The organism is Kitasatospora aureofaciens, from assembly GCF_001188955.3.
In the GTDB taxonomy this organism is placed as follows: domain Bacteria; phylum Actinomycetota; class Actinomycetes; order Streptomycetales; family Streptomycetaceae; genus Kitasatospora; species Kitasatospora aureofaciens.
The window spans coordinates 845324-864684 of record NZ_JPRF03000001.1 but is presented as its reverse complement, the minus strand read 5'-3'; the positions used below and the strand labels follow the sequence as shown (position 1 = coordinate 864684).

The 19361-nt window shown below is 74.1% G+C and carries 13 protein-coding genes; 1 reads left to right on the top strand and 12 read right to left on the bottom strand.

Features of this window, described 5'->3' with window-relative positions:
• Nucleotides 1–20: 20 nt before the first annotated feature.
• Nucleotides 21–1373: an MFS transporter gene (locus HS99_RS03695; RefSeq protein WP_050367077.1), complete on the bottom strand. Its 1353-nt coding sequence runs from the start codon at nucleotides 1371–1373 to the stop codon at nucleotides 21–23.
• Nucleotides 1374–1865: 492 nt separating this feature from the next.
• Here HS99_RS03695 and HS99_RS03690 point away from each other — a divergent pair, with 492 nt between their 5' ends.
• A complete protein-coding gene (locus HS99_RS03690; protein WP_141763645.1) occupies nucleotides 1866–4259 on the top strand; it encodes an ATP-binding protein in 2394 nt (797 codons plus the stop codon).
• A 115-nt stretch (nucleotides 4260–4374) separates the two neighbouring features.
• Here HS99_RS03690 and HS99_RS03685 read toward each other — a convergent pair whose 3' ends face one another.
• The 11 genes from HS99_RS03685 to HS99_RS03635 all read right to left on the bottom strand — a co-directional run bounded on the left by HS99_RS03685 (nucleotide 4375) and on the right by HS99_RS03635 (nucleotide 19301).
• Nucleotides 4375–4740 (bottom strand): hypothetical protein, encoded by a 366-nt coding sequence (locus HS99_RS03685; RefSeq protein WP_141763644.1) that lies wholly within the window; start codon nucleotides 4738–4740, stop codon nucleotides 4375–4377.
• A 190-nt stretch (nucleotides 4741–4930) separates the two neighbouring features.
• The gene (locus HS99_RS03680) at nucleotides 4931–5959 is read right to left on the bottom strand and encodes a histidinol-phosphate transaminase (RefSeq protein ID WP_046386207.1); all 1029 of its coding nucleotides are present in this window, start codon (nucleotides 5957–5959) and stop codon (nucleotides 4931–4933) included.
• 23 nt (nucleotides 5960–5982) lie between these two features.
• Nucleotides 5983–6624, bottom strand: coding sequence for a LysE family translocator (locus HS99_RS03675; RefSeq protein WP_030279563.1), 642 nt, complete (start codon nucleotides 6622–6624; stop codon nucleotides 5983–5985).
• 78 nt (nucleotides 6625–6702) lie between these two features.
• Complete coding sequence (locus HS99_RS03670; protein ID WP_157881827.1) at nucleotides 6703–7407, bottom strand: 4'-phosphopantetheinyl transferase family protein; 705 nt, start codon at nucleotides 7405–7407, stop codon at nucleotides 6703–6705.
• 26 nt (nucleotides 7408–7433) lie between these two features.
• A complete protein-coding gene (locus tag HS99_RS03665) occupies nucleotides 7434–8213 on the bottom strand; it encodes a thioesterase II family protein (RefSeq protein ID WP_043480399.1) in 780 nt (259 codons plus the stop codon).
• Nucleotides 8210–9337: an HAD-IIIC family phosphatase gene (locus HS99_RS03660; RefSeq protein WP_046386208.1), complete on the bottom strand. Its 1128-nt coding sequence runs from the start codon at nucleotides 9335–9337 to the stop codon at nucleotides 8210–8212. Before HS99_RS03660 ends, HS99_RS03665 begins: the two co-directional genes overlap by 4 nt.
• Complete coding sequence (locus HS99_RS03655; protein ID WP_094742848.1) at nucleotides 9334–10506, bottom strand: acyl-CoA dehydrogenase family protein; 1173 nt, start codon at nucleotides 10504–10506, stop codon at nucleotides 9334–9336. The genes HS99_RS03660 and HS99_RS03655 overlap by 4 nt, the downstream gene beginning before the upstream one ends.
• Before the next feature lie 48 nt (nucleotides 10507–10554).
• Nucleotides 10555–10824: an acyl carrier protein gene (locus HS99_RS03650; protein ID WP_030279555.1), complete on the bottom strand. Its 270-nt coding sequence runs from the start codon at nucleotides 10822–10824 to the stop codon at nucleotides 10555–10557.
• Between the two features lie 71 nt (nucleotides 10825–10895).
• Entirely contained in the window at nucleotides 10896–11765 is an 870-nt protein-coding gene (locus HS99_RS03645; RefSeq protein ID WP_030550506.1) for a 3-hydroxyacyl-CoA dehydrogenase family protein, read from the bottom strand.
• The gene (locus HS99_RS03640) at nucleotides 11758–17364 is read right to left on the bottom strand and encodes a type I polyketide synthase (protein ID WP_050367074.1); all 5607 of its coding nucleotides are present in this window, start codon (nucleotides 17362–17364) and stop codon (nucleotides 11758–11760) included. Before HS99_RS03640 ends, HS99_RS03645 begins: the two co-directional genes overlap by 8 nt.
• Entirely contained in the window at nucleotides 17364–19301 is a 1938-nt protein-coding gene (locus HS99_RS03635) for a non-ribosomal peptide synthetase (protein WP_063737770.1), read from the bottom strand. The genes HS99_RS03640 and HS99_RS03635 overlap by 1 nt, the downstream gene beginning before the upstream one ends.
• Nucleotides 19302–19361: the final 60 nt, after the last annotated feature.

The window sequence follows — 19361 nt, the reverse complement described above, 5'->3', positions numbered from 1 at the left end:
CCACAGGACGTGAGCACCCGTCAGGCGGTTCCCGGTGGCCGCTGAACGTCCGGTTCCGCCTGCCGGAGGGCGGCGGTGAACGAGGGCACCCGCATGGCCGTCAGCAGACCCAACGCCGGTCCCGCGGTGCAGACCGTGACGTAGACCGGAATCACCCCGAGGCCGTTGTGGTGGTCAAGCCACTCGGCGAGCAGCGGGAAGGTGCCGCCGAAGGCTGCGATGGTGGCCGCGTTGACCACGCCGAGGCCGACCGCCCGCACCTCGGTCGGGAACAGCAGCCCGGTGAAGACGTTCAGGGTGCCGAGCACCGTCGCCACCGTCATTCCCAGGAGCACGGCCACCACCTGGAACGGCAGCCAGCCACCGCGCAGCCCGGCCAGCAGGATCCCGACCAGCGGGATCGGCAGCCCGAAGCCGATCCGGGCGACCGGCAGCAGGCCGAAGCGGTCCGCGGCGGCGCCGGTGAGCAGCATGGTGGCCAGGACGATCGCCAGCACCACCGTCATGAAGGAGGCGGCCCGCTCCTTGTCGATGACGTGGTAGGCGGCGGCGTACTGCGGCAGGTAGGTCAGGGCGAAGTAGTAACCGACCGTGCCGCCGAGGGTGTTGAGGAAGACGGTGAGCACCGCCCAGCGGTGGTCGCGGACCGTGCGCAGGAAGGACGGGCGTGCGCCCGGCCGCACCCGGGCCCGGGCGCGGTGGAACTCGGCGCTCTCCGGCGCGGCCCGGCGCACCCACAACGCGCCCAGTCCCAGCAGCGCGGCGACCAGGAAGCCCCAGCGCCAACCGCCGTTCTCCAAACCGGACTTGCCGATCGTGTGGATCAGCAGGGTGAGCACCCCGAAGGAGAGCAGCGAACCCAGGATGATCCCGCCGTAGGAGACCGAGCTGAACGCGAAGCGGTGCCGGGGCGGGGCCGTCTCGGTGACGTACGCGGCGACACTCGGCGCCTCCCCGCCGAAGGCGAGGCCCTGCACCACCCGTACGACGACGGCCAGCACCGCCGCCCAGGCGCCGATGGTCCGCTGACCCGGCAGCGTGGCGATGCCCAGGCTCGCGACGGCGATGACGGCCATGCCGAGGCTGAGCGCGAAGCGCCGCCCCCGGGTGTCGCTGAGCCGGCCTATCAGGTACGAGCCGACCGGCCGGGCCACGAAGCCGACCGCGAAGGTGGCGTACGCGGCGAGCACACCGCTGACCCCTCCCTTGCCGTGGCCGAACAGGTCGGCGGCGAAGTAGGGCGCGAGCACGGCGTAGACGTTCCAGTCGAAGGACTCGACCACCGACCCCACCGTCGCCGCCGCCAACTCCCGCCGTCGGCCCCCGTCCTGCACCCCGTCACGGGCCGGGGCGGTCTCGATGTGATCTGTCATGGCCTCAGCATGACACCGTTCGACCTGCGGCGGAATCGGTGCCGGTGCCCCCGCGACGGCCGGGCTGCGGTCGGCCGTCGCGGGGCTCCCGGCGAGCCGCGGCACCCCCGTCGCCGCGGCCTGCGGACCGGTCCGACAGCGGGTACCGTGGGGGGCACCGCGCGTCGGACCGGTAGCTCAGTCGGTCACGTCGACGCAGCCTCCGGTGTGTCCGAATGCCGTGGGGGCGGCGACGACCCGGACCGGACCCCCGGTCGGACGCGAAGCAGTCCTGCGGGCGTTCAATCGTTCCTCCTCGCACCGGTCCGCCAGGCGTCCATCTTCGCCCCGTCGCCGGCGCGCCGACCACGACGTTGACCTGACGTTGACCTGACACTTGGGCGCCGTGGGGCTACGCTCGTTCGCGATCCGGGTCGGACGGGCGAAGCCAGGCGACGCCGCGGATCACAGGCACCGGGGGGATCTGTGGGGGCTGCGATTTTTGCTGCGCTGTTGCGGGAGCGACGCCTGTCGGCGGGGTGGAGCCAGGACGAACTGGCGGAGCGCTCCGGGGTGTCGGCCCGGTCGATCAGCGCCCTGGAGGCGGGCGGGCGCCGCCCGCGGATGTCGTCGGTGGTCCGGCTCGCCGCGGCCCTCGGCCTCGATCCGGAGACCCGTGCCCAGTGGCTGGCCGCCGCGCGGGATCCGGACGCCCGACAGGTCACGGAGCCGGAGGGTGCGGACCGGGCGGACGGAGCGGACGGAGTCGGTCGGCCGGCCAGGACGGACGCACCGGGGGCGGTACCCGGCGGCGGCCCCGCCGTCTCCCCCGTCGGTACGACGGCTCCGACGGCTCCGACCGGTCCGCAGCAACTGCCGATGGCCATCCGCCACTTCACCGGCCGGACCAGGGAACTCCAGCTGCTCGACGACCTGCTCGCCGACGTGACCCCCGGCTGCGGCGCGGTCGTGATCTCGGCCATCGCCGGCACCGCGGGCGTCGGCAAGACCACCCTGGCCGTGCACTTCGCCCACCGGGTCGCCGACCGCTTCCCCGACGGCCAGCTCTTCGCCAACCTGCGCGGGTTCGACCCGGCCCGCGCCCCGGTCGACGCCGCCGACGTGGCACGCGGCTTCCTGGAGGCGCTGGGCGTCCCGGCCCTCCGCGTCCCCGCCGACCCGGACGGGCAGCTCGCGCTGCTGCGCAGCCGGCTGGCGGGCACCCGCACGCTGATCGTCCTCGACAATGTCCGCGAGGCGGAACAGGTCCGACCGCTGCTCCCCGGCTCCAACACCTGCCTGGTCGTGGTCACCAGCCGCAACCGGCTGCCCGGACTGGTCGCGTTGGACGGCGCCGTACCGCTGGCCCTGGACGTGCTCTCCCCCGCGGAGGCGCGCGAACTGCTCGCCCGCCGCCTGGGCGCGGCGACGGTCGCGGAGCAGCAGGAGGCCGCCGACGAGCTGACCGAGCTGTGCGCCCGGCTGCCGCTCGCGCTGAACATCGCCGCCGCCAGGGCGGCCGAGCACCCCGGCACCCCGCTGGAGGTGTGGGCGCGCGAGCTGCGGGACTCCCGGGCGCGCCTGGACCTCCTGTCGGCCGGAGACAGCCACGCCGACGTCCGGGTGGTGCTCTCCTGGTCCTACCGTGCGCTGACTCCGCGGGCCGCCCGGCTGTTCCGGCTGCTGGGCCTGCACCCGGGCCCGTCCGTCAGCACCGCGGCGGCCGCGAGCCTCGCGGGCCGGCCGCTGCCCGAGACCCGCGCCCTGTTGGAGGAGCTGCACCGGGCCCATCTGATCACCGCGCCGGAGCGCGACCGGTACACCTTCCACGACCTGCTGCGCGCCTACGCCGCCGAGCAGGCGGCCGCCCTCGAACCCCCGCAGGGCCAGGCCGCGGCCACCCTGCGGATGCTCGACCACTACCTCCACACCGCCCACCGCGCGGCGAGCCTCGCCTACGCCGACGACGTCTCCTGGCAGTCGCTGGACCTCGCGGAGCCCGCCACCGGCGTGGCGGCCGAGGAACTCGCCGACCGGCAGGAGGCGCTCGACTGGTACCGGGAGGAGCAGCCGGTGCTGGAGCGGATCGTCGACGCGGCGCACCGGACCGGAGCCGACGTCCACGCCTGGCAGCTGGTCGGCGCCCAGGTGCCCTACCTGCTCAAGTCGGGGCTGTGGCAGCAGTGGCAGCGGGCGAGCGAGACCGCGCTGGCCGCCGCCGAACGCACCGGGGACCTCGGCCACCAGGCCCACGCGCACCGCTGGCTCGGCCAGGTGCACCGCTCCCAGGGCCGCCAGCCCGAGGCCCAGGGCGAACTGCGCCTGGCACTCGGCCTGTTCGAGGCACTCGGCGACCGGCCCCGGGAGGGCCGGACCCGGCTCGACCTCGCGATCGCCCACGGCGAGGAGCACTGCGACGCCGAGGCCGTGGCCGAGTCCCGCCGGGCCCTCGAACTCTTCGAGGCCATCGGCGACCCGTCCGGGCAGGCCCTCGCGCTCAACAGCATCGGCTGGTACCTGGCCCAGCAGGGCGAGCTGCGGGAAGCCCTCCCGCACTGCCGGCGAGCCCTGGAGCTGGCCCGCGACGCGGGCAACCTGCCCGGGCAGTCGTCCATCTGGGACAGCATCGGCTTCATCCACCACCGCCTCGGCGAGTACCACGAGGCCCTTCCCGCCTACCACGAGTCCCTGCGGCTGCGGGTGGCGGTCGGCGACTACTTCCTCCAGGCCGACATCCACACCCATCTCGGCGACACCCACCTCGCGCTCGGCGACGTCGAGTCCGCTCGGGCGGCCTGGGCCCGCAGCCTCGCCATCCTGGAGGACCTGCAGCACCGGGACGCCGATGCCGTCCGGGCCCGCCTGGACAGGTGCCCTCCCGCGCCGCAACCGCCCCGTTCGGCATAGGCGGTGCGCCTGGCGGCCCCGGTCACGAGTCCCGAACGGGGCGGCCGGAGCAGCGGTCGGTGCTGGGGGCAGTCCTGCGACTCACCGGCCCAGGACTGCCCCGGGATCAGAGGCCTCAGTGGTACCAGGCCGTGTCGTTGCTCTGGCTGCCGTTGGAGATCGCCATGGCAACCGCGTGGACGACGCTGTCGTGGTAGAACTGGCCCGTGTCACCGCTCCCGCCGGGCCCGTAGGAGATGGTCTGGGAGGACACCTTTCCGGTCTGGTCGTTCCGGTCGAACACCGTCAGCCAGCAGGTGGTGGTGTACGAGTCCAGGTGGCCGTAGGCCCAGTTGGGCGCGAGGTTCAGGTGGCCGATGCAGCCGGGGACCGAGATGCTCACCGAACCCGTCGTGCCCGCGTGGGCGGTTCCCGAGATGCCGACGACGCTGATGCCGGCCAGCGAGGCGGCAGCCATCAATGCTCCGATACGACGACGCATGGTTCCTCCGTGATCCGGTGGCCTGGGGCACAGGGGCGCCCCTTGTCCGCACAGCACACTGCCCGTGCACCGGCACGTCGGGGAAGGACGTTGGCCGGACGTTCCCCTGACGCTTCGCACAGCGCGTCGTCCAGGGGGATCGGCGGGCCCTGCGGGTACGTGCTCCCGAGGGGCCCGGGGCCCAGGGAGATCAGGCGGTGCGGGCGCGCCAGGCGGCCGCGACGGCGAGGGCGGCGTCGTTGGCGTCGGGTTCGCCGATGCTGAGCCGGACACCCTCGCCGGGGAAGACCTTGGCGGTGATCCCGGCCTCGGTGCAGGACGCGGCGAAGGCCGAGGTGTGCTCACCCAGCCGGAGCCAGACGAAGTTGGCGTGGGACTCCACCAGGGGCCAGCCCTGGGTGCGCAACGCGGCCTGGACCCGGTTGCGTTCGGCGACCAGGTTGCGGACCCGGTCGTGCAGTTCGGAGCCGGCCGCGAGGGACTCCACGGCGGCGTCCTGGGCGATCCGGCTGACGCCGAACGGCAGGGCGACTGCGCGGGCCGCGGCGGCGACGGTGTCGTGGGCCACGGCGTAGCCGACCCGGAGGCCGGCCAGGCCGTAGGCCTTGGAGAAGGTGCGCAGGACGACCAGGTTGGGGCGGGTGCGGTAGAGGTCGATGCCGTCCGGGGTGTCCTCGGGGGCGAACTCGCGGTAGGCCTCGTCCAGGACGACCAGGGTGGTGTCGGGTATCGCGTCCAGGAACTTCACGAGTTCGGCGGGCGGGACGGCGGTGCCGGTCGGGTTGTTGGGGTTGCAGACCAGGACGACCTTGGTGCGCGGGGTGAGGGCGGCGGCCATCGCGGTGAGGTCGTGGACCTCACCGTCGGCCAGCGGAACGGCGGCGGCGGTCGCCCCGGCGAGCTCGGCCGCTTCCGGGTAGGCCTCGAACGAGCGCCAGGCGAACAGGACCTCGTCGCCCGGGCCGGCGGCCGCGCGGACCAGTTGGAACAGCACGCCGACCGAGCCGGGGCCGACCACCACATGGGCCGACGGGACGTTCAGGTGGTCGGCGAGGGCGGCGACCAGACGGGTGGCGGCCGGGTCGGGGTAGCGGTTGAGGGTGTGCAGGGCGGCGGTGGCCCGTTCCAGCACGCCGGGCAGCGGCGGGTAGGGGTTCTCGTTGCCCGCCAGCAGGTGGTGGGCGGTCACCGGCGGGGTGCTGGTGGGTGTGTCGGTCATCTCGGTGGGCTCCCGTGGGCGGCTCAGCCGCTGGTGAGGCCGGTCGCCAGGGTGGCGGCGGCGAGGACGAAAAAGACTCCGGCCACGACGTACCGCTCGGCGCGGAGGAAACCGCGGCTCTTCCGGGCGCGCTGGCGCATGAGTGAACTCAGCAGCGCCCAGCCGGCGTTGGTGGCCATGCCGACCACCACGAAGACCAGTCCGAAGACCAGGGTCTGGGACCAGACCGCTCCCCTGCCGCTGTGGATGAAGGAGGGCAGGAAGGCGAGGAAGAACAGGGTGCTCTTCGGGTTGAGGGCGTTGACGACCAGACCGTCGGTGAAGATCCGGGGCGAGCGGGCGGGCGCCTCGTCGGCCTGTGCGGCGGCGGGGTCCGGGTCCGGGGTGCGCAGTCGTTTGACGCCGAGCCAGACCAGGTAGGCGGCGCCCGCGTACTTGACCACGTTGAAGGCGGTCTCCGAGGACGCGACCAGGGCGGACAGGCCGACCACGGCAGCGAGCACCTGGACGAGGTCGCCGCAGGCCAGGCCGAGGGTGGACAGCAGACCGGCGCGGCGCCCCTGGTCGAGGGTCCGGCCGGTCACGTAGAGCACGGACGGGCCGGGGATGAGCAGCAGCACCAGTGAGGCAGTGAAGAACCACCACAGGCTGGACAGTTCGGGCATGCGATCCGGCTCCTTTCGTCCGCAGTCCTCGTCAGGCGGAGCAGCGGGTGGGTGACGTCCTGCGGGCCCGGTCCTGCGTCAGGTCAGCGTCCACCGGAGCGGCGGCGCGCAGGATCCGGAGGCCGCGACGGTCGCACAATATCCCTTGTCCAGTGGGAGGTTGCTCAGTTTCCACAGATCCACGGTGATCGGCAGCGGCCCCGGCGCGCCGGGGCCGAGCCGGCGCGGCACGGGCAGGTCGGCGGCCTTGGCGTACGCCTCCCGCCAGGTCCACCGGGCGTAGAAGGCGTGGCGCCCGGCGGCCGGGGGCAGACCGGCGATCAGCCGGGCCTCGGCGGGGCCGAGGAAGCGGGCGGCCATCGCGCGGTGGTCGAGGTCGGCACGGACCTCCTCCAGGTCGACGCCGACGGTGCCGGTTCGGGTGACGGCGATCAGCGCCAGGTCCCCCGAGTGGCTGAGGTTGAAGTCGAGCGCCGCGTGGTGCGGTGCCGGTGTCAGTCCGGGACGGCCGCGGGCGGAGCGGTGCAGGCGCAGGTCGGCGGGGGGCCGACCGGTGTAGCGGGCCAGGACGGTGCGCAGCGCGCCGTGTGCGGCGACGAAGCGGGCGCGCTCGACCGGCAGCCGGCAGCGGCCAGCCCGCGTCCGCTCCTCGGGGTCGAGGAGCTCGGCGTACCGGCGCGTGGCGTGTTCGGGCGGGTCGAGGCGGGCCCGCCAGACGTGCACCTCGTCCTCGGCGAGGGCCGGGGCGGCGGGGCCGGGCGGCCACCGGTCGGGCTGGCTCACGTCGGGCGGGTTCACGTCGAATGGGTTCACAAGGCGACCGCTCCGGCGATCCGGTCGGTCGGCCGGCGCAGCAGCCGGGACAGTTCGTGCAGGACCTCCTGTTGGGCGGAGTGCAGGAAGAAGTGCCCGCCGTCGAACATCCGCATCGTGAAGGCGCCGGTGCTCTGCCGGGCCCAGGCGGCGAGGCCCTCGGGGTCGACGTGCGGGTCGGCGCGGCCGCCGAAGGCGGTGATCGGGACGGGCAGGGGCTCCTGCGGGCGGTGGGTGTAGCAGTCGTTGAGCTGGAAGTCGGCCCGCAGGCCGGGCAGGACCAGCCGCATCACCCGGGCGTCCGCCAGCAGGCTCTCCGGGGTGCCGCCCAACTCCCTGATCCGGTTCAGGAACTGGTCCTGCGGCAGGTGGTGGATCAGCGGCCGGTTGTGGGCGAGCTGCGGGGCCCGGCGTCCGGAGACCACCAGGTGGTCGGGGGCGGGGGCGCCGAGCTCGCGGAGCCGGCGGGCGAAGGAGAACGCGATCAGCGCGCCCATGCTGTGGCCGAACAGGGCGTAGGGGGGCCGGCAGTGGTCGGCCAGGGGCGCGGTGAGGTCGGGCAGCAGGTCCTCGACGTCGGTGTAGGCGGGCTGGAAGATCCGTGACTCGCGGCCGGGCAGCCGTACCGCGCACACCTCGACGTCGTCGGGCAGTGCGCGCGGCCAGTCGGCGAAGGCCGAGCTGCCGCCGCCGGCGTGGGCGAAACAGATCAGCCGGAGCCGGGCGGCGGGGTTGGGCTCGGTCCTGACCACCCAGGAGCTGCCGGCCGCCGTCACCGCTTCCGGTCCTCTCCGGTCGGGGCGCCGGCGGTCGGGGCGTGGACGCTCGGGGTCCGGACGGTCAGGTACTGCGGGTCGCCGGGGACGTCGGTGAGGTCGGCCTCGAACAGCGTCAGCCCGTCCGCTCCGGTGAGCTGGTGGAACCCGGTGAACTTGTAGGTGATCAGCATCATCCGGTTGCGCCCGTTGGGCAGGTACTCGGCCAGCAGGCGGACGCCGGCCTCCCGGGCGCGGCGGCGCAGGTGGTTGATGATCACCCCGCCGACGCCGCGGGACATCACCCGGCAGGACATCAGCAGCAGCTTGACGGTCCAGGCGTCCGGGTCCTTGGCGAGCAGCACCAGACCGATGGTCCCGTACGGGCCGTGCCGGTCCTCCAGCCTGGCCACCAGCAGTTCGTGGGTGTCCGAGCGGCGGAAGGCGTCGAGTTCGTCGTAGGAGTAGGTGTAGCCGGTGGTGTTGAGCTGGTGGGTGCGGACGGTCAGTTCCTCGGCCCGGCGCAGGTCCTCCTCCTGGGCGGGGTGGATGGTGAGGGTCATGCCGAGGGTGGCGAGGAAGGCCTCCTGCGGGCCGGTGAACTCCTTCTCGACCCGGGTGCGCTCCTGGTCGGCGAGGTACATCTCGCGCCGCCGGGCGGAGTCGTCGGTGATGAACCGGGGCGAGAACTCCGGCCGGTCGGCGAGGCCGGCCGCCTCCGCCGCGTCGAGCACCAGCAGCTCGGGGATCTCGAAGGAGACCTCGCCGCGTTCGAAGACGTCGTCGTCGACGAAGGCGAAGGCGTCCAGGCCGAGGTTGAGCGAGGTGGCGATGGAGCGGATCGACGAGGACTTCGCGTTCCAGTTGATCTGCGGGTAGAGGAAGTAGTCGAGCAGCCCGTGCCGGCGCAGCGCCGCGGTGGCGGCGTCGTGGTCGTTGCGGCTGGCGATCGAGTGCAGGATGCCGCGGCGGTCGAGTTCGACGATGACCTCGCGCAGACCGGGGCGCAGCGGCGCCTCGCCGTCCTCCAGCAGGATGCCGTCCCACACGGTGTGGTCGAGGTCCCAGACGACGCACTTGACGGTCCTGGCGGGCCTGTCGGCGGTGGTTCCGTCCGGCCGGCCGGCGGTGCCCTCGGAGGTCATGCCGTCACCCTTTCGGTGGGGGTGGTGCGGGTTCGGGAGTGGTAGGCGGATTCGGCGATGGTGGTCTGCTGGAGTTCGGTGCTGCCCTCGATGATCTCCATGACCTTGGCGTCCCGCAGGTAGCGCTGGACGGGGTGGCCGTCGCCGCAGCCCTGGGCGCCGTGCACCTGGACGGCGTCCGAGGCGGAGCGGAACGCGGTGCGGGAGGCGTGGTACTTGGCGAGCCAGGTGGCGTGCAGGCTCTCGGTGGAGCGGTCCTGCCGCAGCCAGCCGGCCTGCTGGCAGAGCAGCCGGGCGGCGGCGGTGCCGGTGGCCATGTCGGCGATCATCCGCTGGACCAGCTGGTGGTCGCGCAGCCGGACGCCGAAGGTCTCCCGCCGGTCGGCGTGGTCGAGGGAGGCGTCCAGGCAGGCCTGGGCGAGGCCGACGCAGCCCCAGGCGACGCTGTAGCGGCCGAGCTCGAGCGCGCTGGCGGCGACGGCGGCCAGGCCGAAGCCGGGGCGGCCGAGCAGCGCCTCGGGGGCCACCAGGCAGTCCACCAGGCTGAGTTCGGCGAGCATCGAGGCCTTGGTGCCGAGCATCCCGGTGACCGGCCGTACGGTCAGCCCGGGCGCGTCCCGGGGCACCAGGAAGGCGGCTTCCCGGCCGTCCAGTCGGGCGAACAGCAGGTACACGTCGGCGCGTTGGCCGAAGGTGATCCAGCGCTTCTGGCCGGTGAGCCGGAAGCCGTCGTCGGTGCGCCGGGCAGTGGTGCGCAGGGCCTTGACGTCGCTGCCGGCGCCGGGCTCGGTGAGCGCGAAGGCTCCGATCGCCCCGCCGGTGGCGAACCTCGGCAGCCAGTGCTCGCGCTGGCGGTCGCCGCCCCACCGGGCGACGGCGTACGAGGCCATGCCGTGCACGGTGACCAGGCTGCGCACGGACGAGCAGCCGCGGCCGAGTTCCTCGTTGAGCAGGCCGAAGGTGATCGGGTCCAGTTCGGCGCCGCCGTACCCGGCCGGGACGGCGGCGCCCAGCAGGCCGCGGGCGGCGAACTCCTCGAGGAACTCCTCGGGGAGGCGTTCGGCACGGTCCCAGGCGTCCGCGTGCGGGGCGACGGCCTGCCGGGTGAAGGACTCGTACTCCTCCCGCGCCGCGGCCTGGCGCTCGGTCAGTTGAACTCTGATGGCCATCGGTCCCTCTCTCTCCTCGTCTCTGCGGTCGGGGAGGTCACGGGAGGGTCAGGAGTGCTGCGCGGCGGCGCCGACGGCGGCGCGCTTGCGGGTGACCAGCGCGTCGATGGCGCGCACGGTGTTGAAGTTGGCCATCTCCAGGTCGTCGTCGTCCACGGTGATGTCGAACTCGCCCTCGACGAACAGCACCAGCTGCATGATGAAGAGCGAGTTGACGAATCCGGTGGCGAAGATGTCCTCGTCGTCGGTGAGGCGGTGCTCGCCGAAGAACTGGGCGAGGAAGGCGAGGATCTGCGGCTTGTGGTCGGCCGTCGTCATGGCGGGCGTTTCCTTCTTCTCGTTCGGGTGCCGGGTGCGGCTGGGGCTGGGGCTGGGGCTGATGCGTACGGTCAGGCCAGGGTGGTGGCGTAGTTGTAGAAGCCCTGGCCGCTCTTGCGGCCGAGCAGGCCGGCGTCGACCATCCGGACCAGCAGCGGGCACGGCCGGTACTTGCTGTCGCTGAACGCGGTGTAGAGGCCTTCGACGGACTGCAGGATGGTGTCCAGGCCGATCAGGTCGGCGGTCTCCAGCGGGCCCATGGTGTGGCCGAAGCAGGTCTTGAAGATCCGGTCGACCTCCTCGGCGCCGGCCACGCCCTCGTGGACCAGGTAGACGGCCTCGTTCACGGTGAGCATCAGGACCCGGTTGGTGACGAACCCCGGCGAGTCCTCCACCAGGATCCCCTCCTTGCCCAGTTGGGACAGCAGGGTGCGGGCGGTGTCCACGGTCGCGGCGGAGGTGTGGTGGCCGCGGATCATCTCCACGGTCGGCTTGAGCGGGACGGGGTTCATGAAGTGCATGCCGAGCACCCGGTCGGGGCGGGAGGTGGCCGCACCGATCCGGGTGATCGGGATGACGGAGGTGTTGGCGGCGAACACGGTGCGCTCCGGGCAGACCGCGTCCAGGCGCTCGTAGACGCCCTTCTTCAGGCCCCAGTCCTCGGTGATGTTCTCGATCACGAAGTCGGCCTGGTCGAAGCCCTCGTAGTCGGTGGTGAGGCCGATCCGCCCGAGGACGGTCCGCCGGTCCTCCTTGGGGCCCTTGGCGCCCAGTACCCTGCCGAAGCGCAGGCCCTGGGCGATGGTCCGCTCGGCGGCGGCGAGGATCTCCTTCGTCCGGTCGACGAGCAGGACCCGGTGGCCGGTCTGGGCGAGCGCCTGGGCCAGGCCGGTGCCCATGACCCCGGCGCCGACCACGCCGACCGTGTGGATGTCAGACATCTGCAGTGCTCCGCTTCTGTTCGGCCGGGGTCGTCTCCCCCGCGGCGCCGATCGTCGGTTCGGTGTCGAGGCGTCGACGGAGCGCGGCGGCCTGCTCCGCCACGGTCAGCGTCTCGAAGAGGGCGTTCAGCGGCAGGTCGACGCCGAACCGGCGCCGGATCCGCGCCGCGAGCTGGAGGCCGAGCAGCGAGTGGCCGCCGAGTTCGAAGAACTCGTCGTGCACGCCGACGCGTTCCAGCCCGAGCAGTTCCGCCCACAGCCGGGCCAGCGCGGTCTCGGTGCCGTCCCTGGGCTCGGTGTACGCGGTGAGGATGCCGGGGCGCGGGTGGACGGCGGTGTCGCCCGCCGGGCCGTCCGCCGGGGCGCCCACCCGTTGGGCGCGGATGTCGGCGAACACCGCGTCCAGGTCCTTGGCGACCACGGCGACCTGCGGGCCGAGTCCGGCGGCGAGCAGCCGCAGCAGCGCCTCGACGCCCTCGGCGGGCCGGATGCCCTGGTCCAGGTGGTCGCGCAGCGGTCCGGCCTCGCCCGGCCGTCCGGGGGCGGTGGTCGCCGCGGGCGGGAAGCGGTAGGCGGCGGTCTCTCGGGAGGTGCCGTCGCGCAGCGCTTCGAGTCGGGTCTCCAGGTCGGCGACGCGCTTGAGGACGAAGTCCTCGACCCGGACGGTCTCCAGTCCGGTCTCGTCCAGCAGCGTGAAGTCCGCGGTGAAGGTCTCCTTGCCGCGGCGGTCCGCCTCGTGGAAGCGGTGGTGGCTGTAGATCCGGCGCGGCAGCGGGGCGAGCAGGGTGAGGCGGCCGTAGCTGAGCGGGATGCGGAACTCCTCGGCGAGGTTCATGCCGTGGAAGCCCGCGCCGAGGTCGAGCAGCGAGGGGTGGAGGGCGATCCGCTCCAGGTCCTCGCCGAACTCGGCGGGCAGTTCGAGTTCGGCCAGCGCCTCCTTCTCGCCGAGGTGCACCCGGCGCAAGCAGCGGGAGCGCGGGCCGAAGCCCATCGGGCCGGTGTGGGTGACGGCGCCGAGGTCGCGCATGCCGGCGCGGGCGATCAGCTCGGCGACGTCGTGGCGGCGGCGCGGGGCGGTGTCCTCGCCGACGGGGCCGACGGAGCCGGTCACATGGACCTGCCAGCCGTCCTCCTCGGCCGGACCGGCACCGGTGGCACCTGTCTCCCGGCTGACCACGGCGAAGCGCGGCGGGGTGTGCCGCTTGTCCAGGACGACCCGCAGCTCGCGCTGCTGGTCCTCACCGATGACCACCGGGGAGAGGAAGGTGACCTCCTCGAGCACGGCCCGGGCGTCCCCGCTCTGGTGCTCGTGGACGGCCCGGGCGAGTTCCAGGTGGCCGGTGCCGGGGACGACGGCGTTGCCCGCCATCCGGTGCTCGTCGATCAGCCAGGAGGTGGCGACGCTGAGTGCGACGGAGTAGACGGCGACGGCCTCGTCGTCGCGCAGGCAGGCGTCGAGCAGCGGGTGGTCGACGGGGCCGGTACGGCCGTCGGCGGGCCGGTCGGCGCCGGCGCCGATGGTGCGGAAGGCCATCCCGACCTCCTGCCAGCCGTCCCAGTTCACCGACACGGTGCGCGGGCCGCCGACGGCCTCGTTGTGCTGGGCCAGGGCGTCCAGGAAGGCGTTGGCCGCGACGTAGTCGATCTGCCCGACGCCGCCGGTCAGGGCGAGGCTGGAGGAGCAGTGGACGGTGAAGTCGGGGGCGAGCCGCCGGGCGAGCGCGTCGACCACCAGGCCGCCGCGGACCTTGGGGTCGAGCACCCGGTCGGCGGCCTCGGCGGTCTTGAGCTGGGCGAGCCCGGCGGCCGGGACGCCCGCGGCGTGCACGATCCCGTGGACGGCGCCGAACCGCCGCACCGCCTCGTCGACGATCCGGTGCATGGCCTCGGAGTCGATGACGTCGGCGGCCGCCGTCATCACCTGCCCGCCGAGCCCTTCGAGTTCCAGGACGGCCCGGATCCGCTCCCCCGCCGCGCCGCCCCGGTGGTCGTCGGCGAGCAGGGCGTCCCAGCTCTCGCGGGGCGGCAGCGCGGTGCGGCCGACCAGGACGAGCCGGGCGCCGACGGCCGCGGCGAAGTGGCGGGCCAGCGAGAGGCCGACACCGCCGAAGCCGCCGGTGATCAGGTAGACGCCGTTCTCGCGCAGCGGGGTGCGGCCGTCCGCGGCGGCCTCCACCCGGACCGGCCGGTGGGTGCGCTCCCAGCGGCGGCGGCCGCGCAGGGCGGTGAGCGGCCGGGCCGGCTCGTCGAGTAGTTCGGCGTAGAGGAGTTCGGTGTCCTCCGGTGTCCAGCCGCGGCCGGGCGGCAGGGACAGGTCGACGGCCCGGCAGACGGTGTCGGGCTGTTCCAGCGGCAGGACCAGGGCCGGCCCGGTGACGGTGGCCTTCTCCGGGGCGACGGGCTCGGTGCCGAGGACCGCGAAGGCGTCGCTGGAGACCACGGTGAGGTCCAGCGCGGCGCCGGGGGCAGCGGCGGTGAGGGCCTGGTCGAGCCGGAGCAGGCTGTGGAAGCCTCGTTCCAGGGTCTCCTCGGCGGGGCGGCGCGGGCCGACGCTCCACAGGTGGACGATCCGGTCGGGCAGCCCGCCGCCGTCGGTGATCCGTTCGACCAGGCGCCGGTGGTCTGCAGCACTGCCGGGCGCCAACTCATAGCTGCCGTCGGCGAGTTCACGCCAGCCCTGGCCCGCCCGGACGGTGGTGACGCGGTGGCCGTCGGCGCGCAACCGGGCGGCGAGCGCCTCGCCGATGCCCTCCTCGTCGCTGAACAGCAGCCAGCTCCCGGCCGCGGGCGCGGTGGCCGCCGGGCGGGGCGGCAGCGACTCCCAGACGGGGGTGTGGAACCAGTCCGAGAGGTCCGCCCGCCGGGCGAGCGAGGGCGCGGCCTTCCGGGGCGCCGGGTCGATCCAGTGCCGGGTCTCCTCGAACGGGTACGGCGGCAGGGCGACCCTGGCCGCGGCGTTGCCGCCGCTGACGGCGGACCAGTCCAGGTCCACGCCGGCGGCCCACAGCCCTCCGGCGGTGTTCAGCAGGAACCGCTCCTCGCCCTGCCGGTCGAAGCGGCCCGGCATGGAGGCGACGGCGACCCCCGGCGCGGCGGAGGCGGGCCGCAGCTGCAGGGCCAGGCTGGTCAGGGACTGGCCGGGGCCGGTCTCCAGCAGGACCCGCCCGGGCTGCTGCCACAGCCGGCCGATGCCGTCGGCGAAGCGCACCGGCCGGCGCAGGTGCCGCACCCAGTACGCCGGGTCGGTGACCAGGTCGGCGTCGGCCCAGTCTCCCGTGACGTTGGAGACGTACGGGACGGTCGGCGGTTGGAGGGTGACCCCGGCGGCCAGCTCGGCGAACTCCGCCACGATCGGGTCCATCAGGTGCGAGTGGAAGGCGTGGGTGGTCTGCAACTGCCGGGCGGCGACGCCGTCCGCGGCGAGCCGGGCCTCCAGTGCGGCGACCGCCTCGGTGGTGCCGGCCACCACGCACAGCGCGGGCCCGTTGACGGCGGCCAGTGAGAGGCCGTCGTCCAGCAGGGCGAGGACGCGCTCCTCGGGCAGCGGCACGGCCAGCATCGCCCCGGCCGGCAGGCCGTCGATCAGCCGGGCGCGGTGCGCGACCAGCTTCAGGGCGTCGTCCAGCGAGAGGACGCCGGCCAGGTGCGCGGCGGTGTACTCGCCGATGCTGTAGCCGATCAGCGCGCTCGGCCGCACCCCCCAGGACTCCCAGAGCCGGGCCAGTGCGTACTCGACGGCGAAGGTCGCGGGCTGCGCGTAGCGGGTGCGGTCGAGCTCGGTGCGCTCGGCGGCGGCCGGGCCGCCGCGCAGCATCCGGCGCAGGTCGGGGCCGGCGGGCGCGGTGTCCGGTGCCCCGGCGGGGTGCAGCAGCTCGCGCAGGTCGATGCCGAGGTGCGGGCGGAAGCCTTCGGCGCAGCGGTCCAGGGCGGCGCGGAACACCGGTTCGGTGGCGTGGAGTTCGCGGCCCATGCCGATGCGCTGCTCGCCGAGTCCGGGAAGGACGAAGGCGACCTGACGGGGGGTTCCGTCGTGGTGGCCGGTGCGGACGGCGTTCGGGGCGCGCTCGCGCAGGGCGCGGGCGGCCTCGGCGGCGGACTCGGCGATCAGGAAGCGGCGGTGGCCGTAGTGGCGGCGGCCGGTCTGCAGGGTGCGGGCCGTACCGGCCAGGTCGGGGGCGCCGGCGCCGTCGAGGCGGTCGGCAAGGCGGTCGGTGGCGGCCTCCAGGGCGGTGGCGGTGCGGGCGGTGATGGGCAGCAGGACGCGGGCACGTCCGGGTTCGCGGCGGGCTGGCGCGGGGGCCTCCTCGAGCACGACGTGGGCGTTGGTACCGCCCATGCCGAAGGAGCTGACGCCGGCCCGGCGCGGTCCGGGGCCGGCCGGCCAGTCGGTGAGCCGGGTGTTGACCCGGAACGGGACGGCGTCGAAGTCGATGGCCGGGTTGGGGACGTCGAAGTGCAGGCTCGGCGGGATCTGCCGGTGCTGGAGCGCCAGCACCGTCTTGATCAGCCCGGCGACGCCCGCGGCGGCGTGGGTGTGGCCGATGTTGCCCTTGACGGCGCCGATCGCGCAGCTGCCGGGGGCCAGGCCCCGGAAGACCTGGGTCAGGGCCTCGATCTCGATCGGGTCGCCGAGCGGGGTGCCGCTGCCGTGCGTCTCGACGTAGCCGATGGTGGCCGGGTCGACGTCGGCGGTGTCGAGGGCGGCGCGGATCACCCTGGCCTGGCCTGCCACGCCGGGGGCGGTGAAGCCGATCCGCCGGGCACCGTCGTTGCCGACCGCCGAGCCCTTGATCACGGCCCGGATCGGGTCGCCGTCGGCGAGCGCGTCCTCCAGCCGCTTGAGCACCACCATGCCCGCGCCGTTGGCGGCGACGGTGCCCTGCGCGGTGGCGTCGAAGGGCCGGCAGTGGCCGTCGGCGGAGAAGATCCCGCCGGGCTGGAACAGGTAGCCCTGGTGCTGGTGGGCGCGGACGGTCGCGCCGCCCGCGAGCGCGGTGTCGCAGGCCCCGCCGAGCAGCGCCTGGCAGGCCAGGTGCACGGCGACCAGGGAGGTGGAGCAGGCGGACTGGACGGTGAGGGCGGGGCCGGACAGGTCGAGCTTGTAGGCGATCCGGGTGGCCAGGAAGTCCTTCTCGTTGGCGAGGTTCCGGGCGAACACCTCCCCGGGGTCCTCGCCGTCGATCCGGCCGTCCACGTGGTCGACGTAGCTGTTGTAGTAGGTGCCCGCGTACACCCCGACCGGCCCGGGCACCGCGAGCGGGTCGTGGCCGGCGTCCTCCAGGGCCTCCCAGGCGCACCGCAGCAGCACCCGGTGCTGGGGGTCCATCAGGTCGGCTTCCTTCGGGCTCATGCCGAAGAAGTCGGCGTCGAAGCGGTCGGCGTCCGCCAGGACGCCCTGGGCGGCGACGTAGTCGGGGTCGTTGCGCAGAGCCTCGGGGACGCCCTGGGCGGCGAGTTCCCCGGGGGTGAAGAAGGTGATCGACTCGGTCCCGCTGCGCAGGTTCTCCCAGTACTGCTCGGGGCCGTCGGCGCCGGGGAAGCGGCAGGCGAGGCCGATGACGGCGATCTCCAGGCCGGTCGTGTCGACGCTCTGCTCCATCAGCTGTTCTCCTTCCGCGCGCCGGCCCGTCGTCGGTCGAGCTGGCGGCGCAGCCGGTCGCGGCCGCGGTCGAGCCGGTCCCGGGCATCGGGGGCGGCGGCGCCGGGACCATCGCTCCCGCCGCGCTCCTCGGCCAGGTGGGCGGCGAGGGTCTCGACGGTCGGGCACATGGTCAGCGTCAGGAACGGTACGTCCCGGCCGAGTTGTTCGCCGAGCCGGGCGGCGACGCGCTTGAGGAGCAGCGAGTTGCCGCCCAGGTCGAAGAAGTTGTCCTCGGTGCCGAACTCCTCGGTGCCGAGCACCTCGGCCCAGACGGCGGCGATCCGCCGGGCCAGCGGGTCGGCGGGGGCGGCCCGGTGGCCGGACGCGGCGGCGGCAGCGGCGGCGGCAGTGGCCAGGCGTTCGGCGAGCCGCAGGCGCTGCACCTTGCCGGTGGGGCTGCGCGGGACGTCGTCGACGACGAACACCCGGCTGGGGACCTTGAAGTCGGCGAGCCGCTCCCGGGCGTACTCGCGCAGGTCCCGCTCGACGACCAGGGCGCCGGGCCGCGGGACGACGGCCACCGCGACGTCCTCGCCGAGGGTGGGGTGCGGGACGCCGAACGCCACGGCGAGTTTGACGGTGGGGTGGCCGGCCAGGGCGTCGTCGATCTCGACCGGGGCGACCTTGGAGCCGCCGCGGTTGATGATCTCCTTGCTGCGCCCGACCACGTACAGGTAGCCGTCCTCGTCGAGTCGCCCCTCGTCGCCGGTGCGCAGCCAACCGTTTGTGAAGGCAAGGGAGTTGGCCTCCGGGTTGGCCTCGTAGCCGGCCATCACGTTGGCGCCGCGGATGGCGATCTCGCCGGACTCGCCGACCGGTACGGGGTGTCCGGCCTTGTCGAGCACGGCGACCGGGCCGCCGACCGGCAGGCCGACCGAGCGGAGCTTGCGCCGGCCGGGCGGCAGCGGGTTGCTGGTGACCAACGAGCCGGCCTCGGTCATGCCGTACGCCTCGATGACCGGCGCGTGGAAGGCCTCCTCCAGCGCGGTGAGGGTCGGGCCGGGCAACGGCGCGGAGGCGGAGCGGATGAACCGGAGCCGGCTGGCGGCGAGGACCTCGCGGTGGTCGTCGGCCACGGACAGCAGGGCCTGGTGCATGGCGGGCACGGCGGTGTACCAGGTCGGCCGGAACTGCTCCAGCCAGCTGTAGAAGCCGGTGTCGCTGAAGCCGGGGGTGCAGACGATGCCTGCGCCGCGGACCAGGGTGGCCAGCAGGGTGCTGGTCAGGCCGTGGGCGTGGAACAGGGGCATCGGGTTGAGGCAGAGGTCCCGCTCGTCGAGGGCGAAGGCGGCGCCGGTGTTGCGGGCGGCGACGTGCAGGTTGGCGTGGGTGAGCGGGACGAGCTTGGGCCGGTCGGTGGTACCGGAGGTGTGCAGGATCAGCGCGGTCTCCTCGGGACCGGCGGGGCCGCCGTCGGTGGCGGCGACCGGTGTGCCCCGGTCAGCGCAGTGCAGCTCGAAGACGCCCGCGGGAGTGCCGGGCCGGGAGCTGAGCTCGATGACCCGGAGGCCGAGTTCACGGGCGACCGCCACGGCGGGCGAGTCGTCGCCGGCCTCGATCAGCAGGGCGTCGGCCCGCATGTCGGCGAGGTAGAACGCGAACTCCTGCTCCCGGTAGGCGGGGTTGAGCGGGGCGCTCTGGGCGTACGCGGCCGTGCCGAGGAACGCGGTGGCGAGGTCGGGGCCGTTGGGCAGCACCAGGGCGACCCGGTGGGGGCGGCCGATTCCGAAGGTGTTCAGCGCCTGCCCGATCTCCTCGGTCCGCTCCGCGAGCGCCCGGTAGGTGAGCGGGGTCCGGTCGGGTGCGAGGAGGGCGGCGGCGTCCGGCCGGGCGGCGGCCCGGTCGGCGATCAGTCGGCTGAGGCCGGTGATCGGGGCGTCCTCGGTCACGGTCATCTCCCAGTTGCTTCGTTGGTCGGGGTTCGGCGCGTAGGCGGGTTCCGGGTTTCAGCGCCT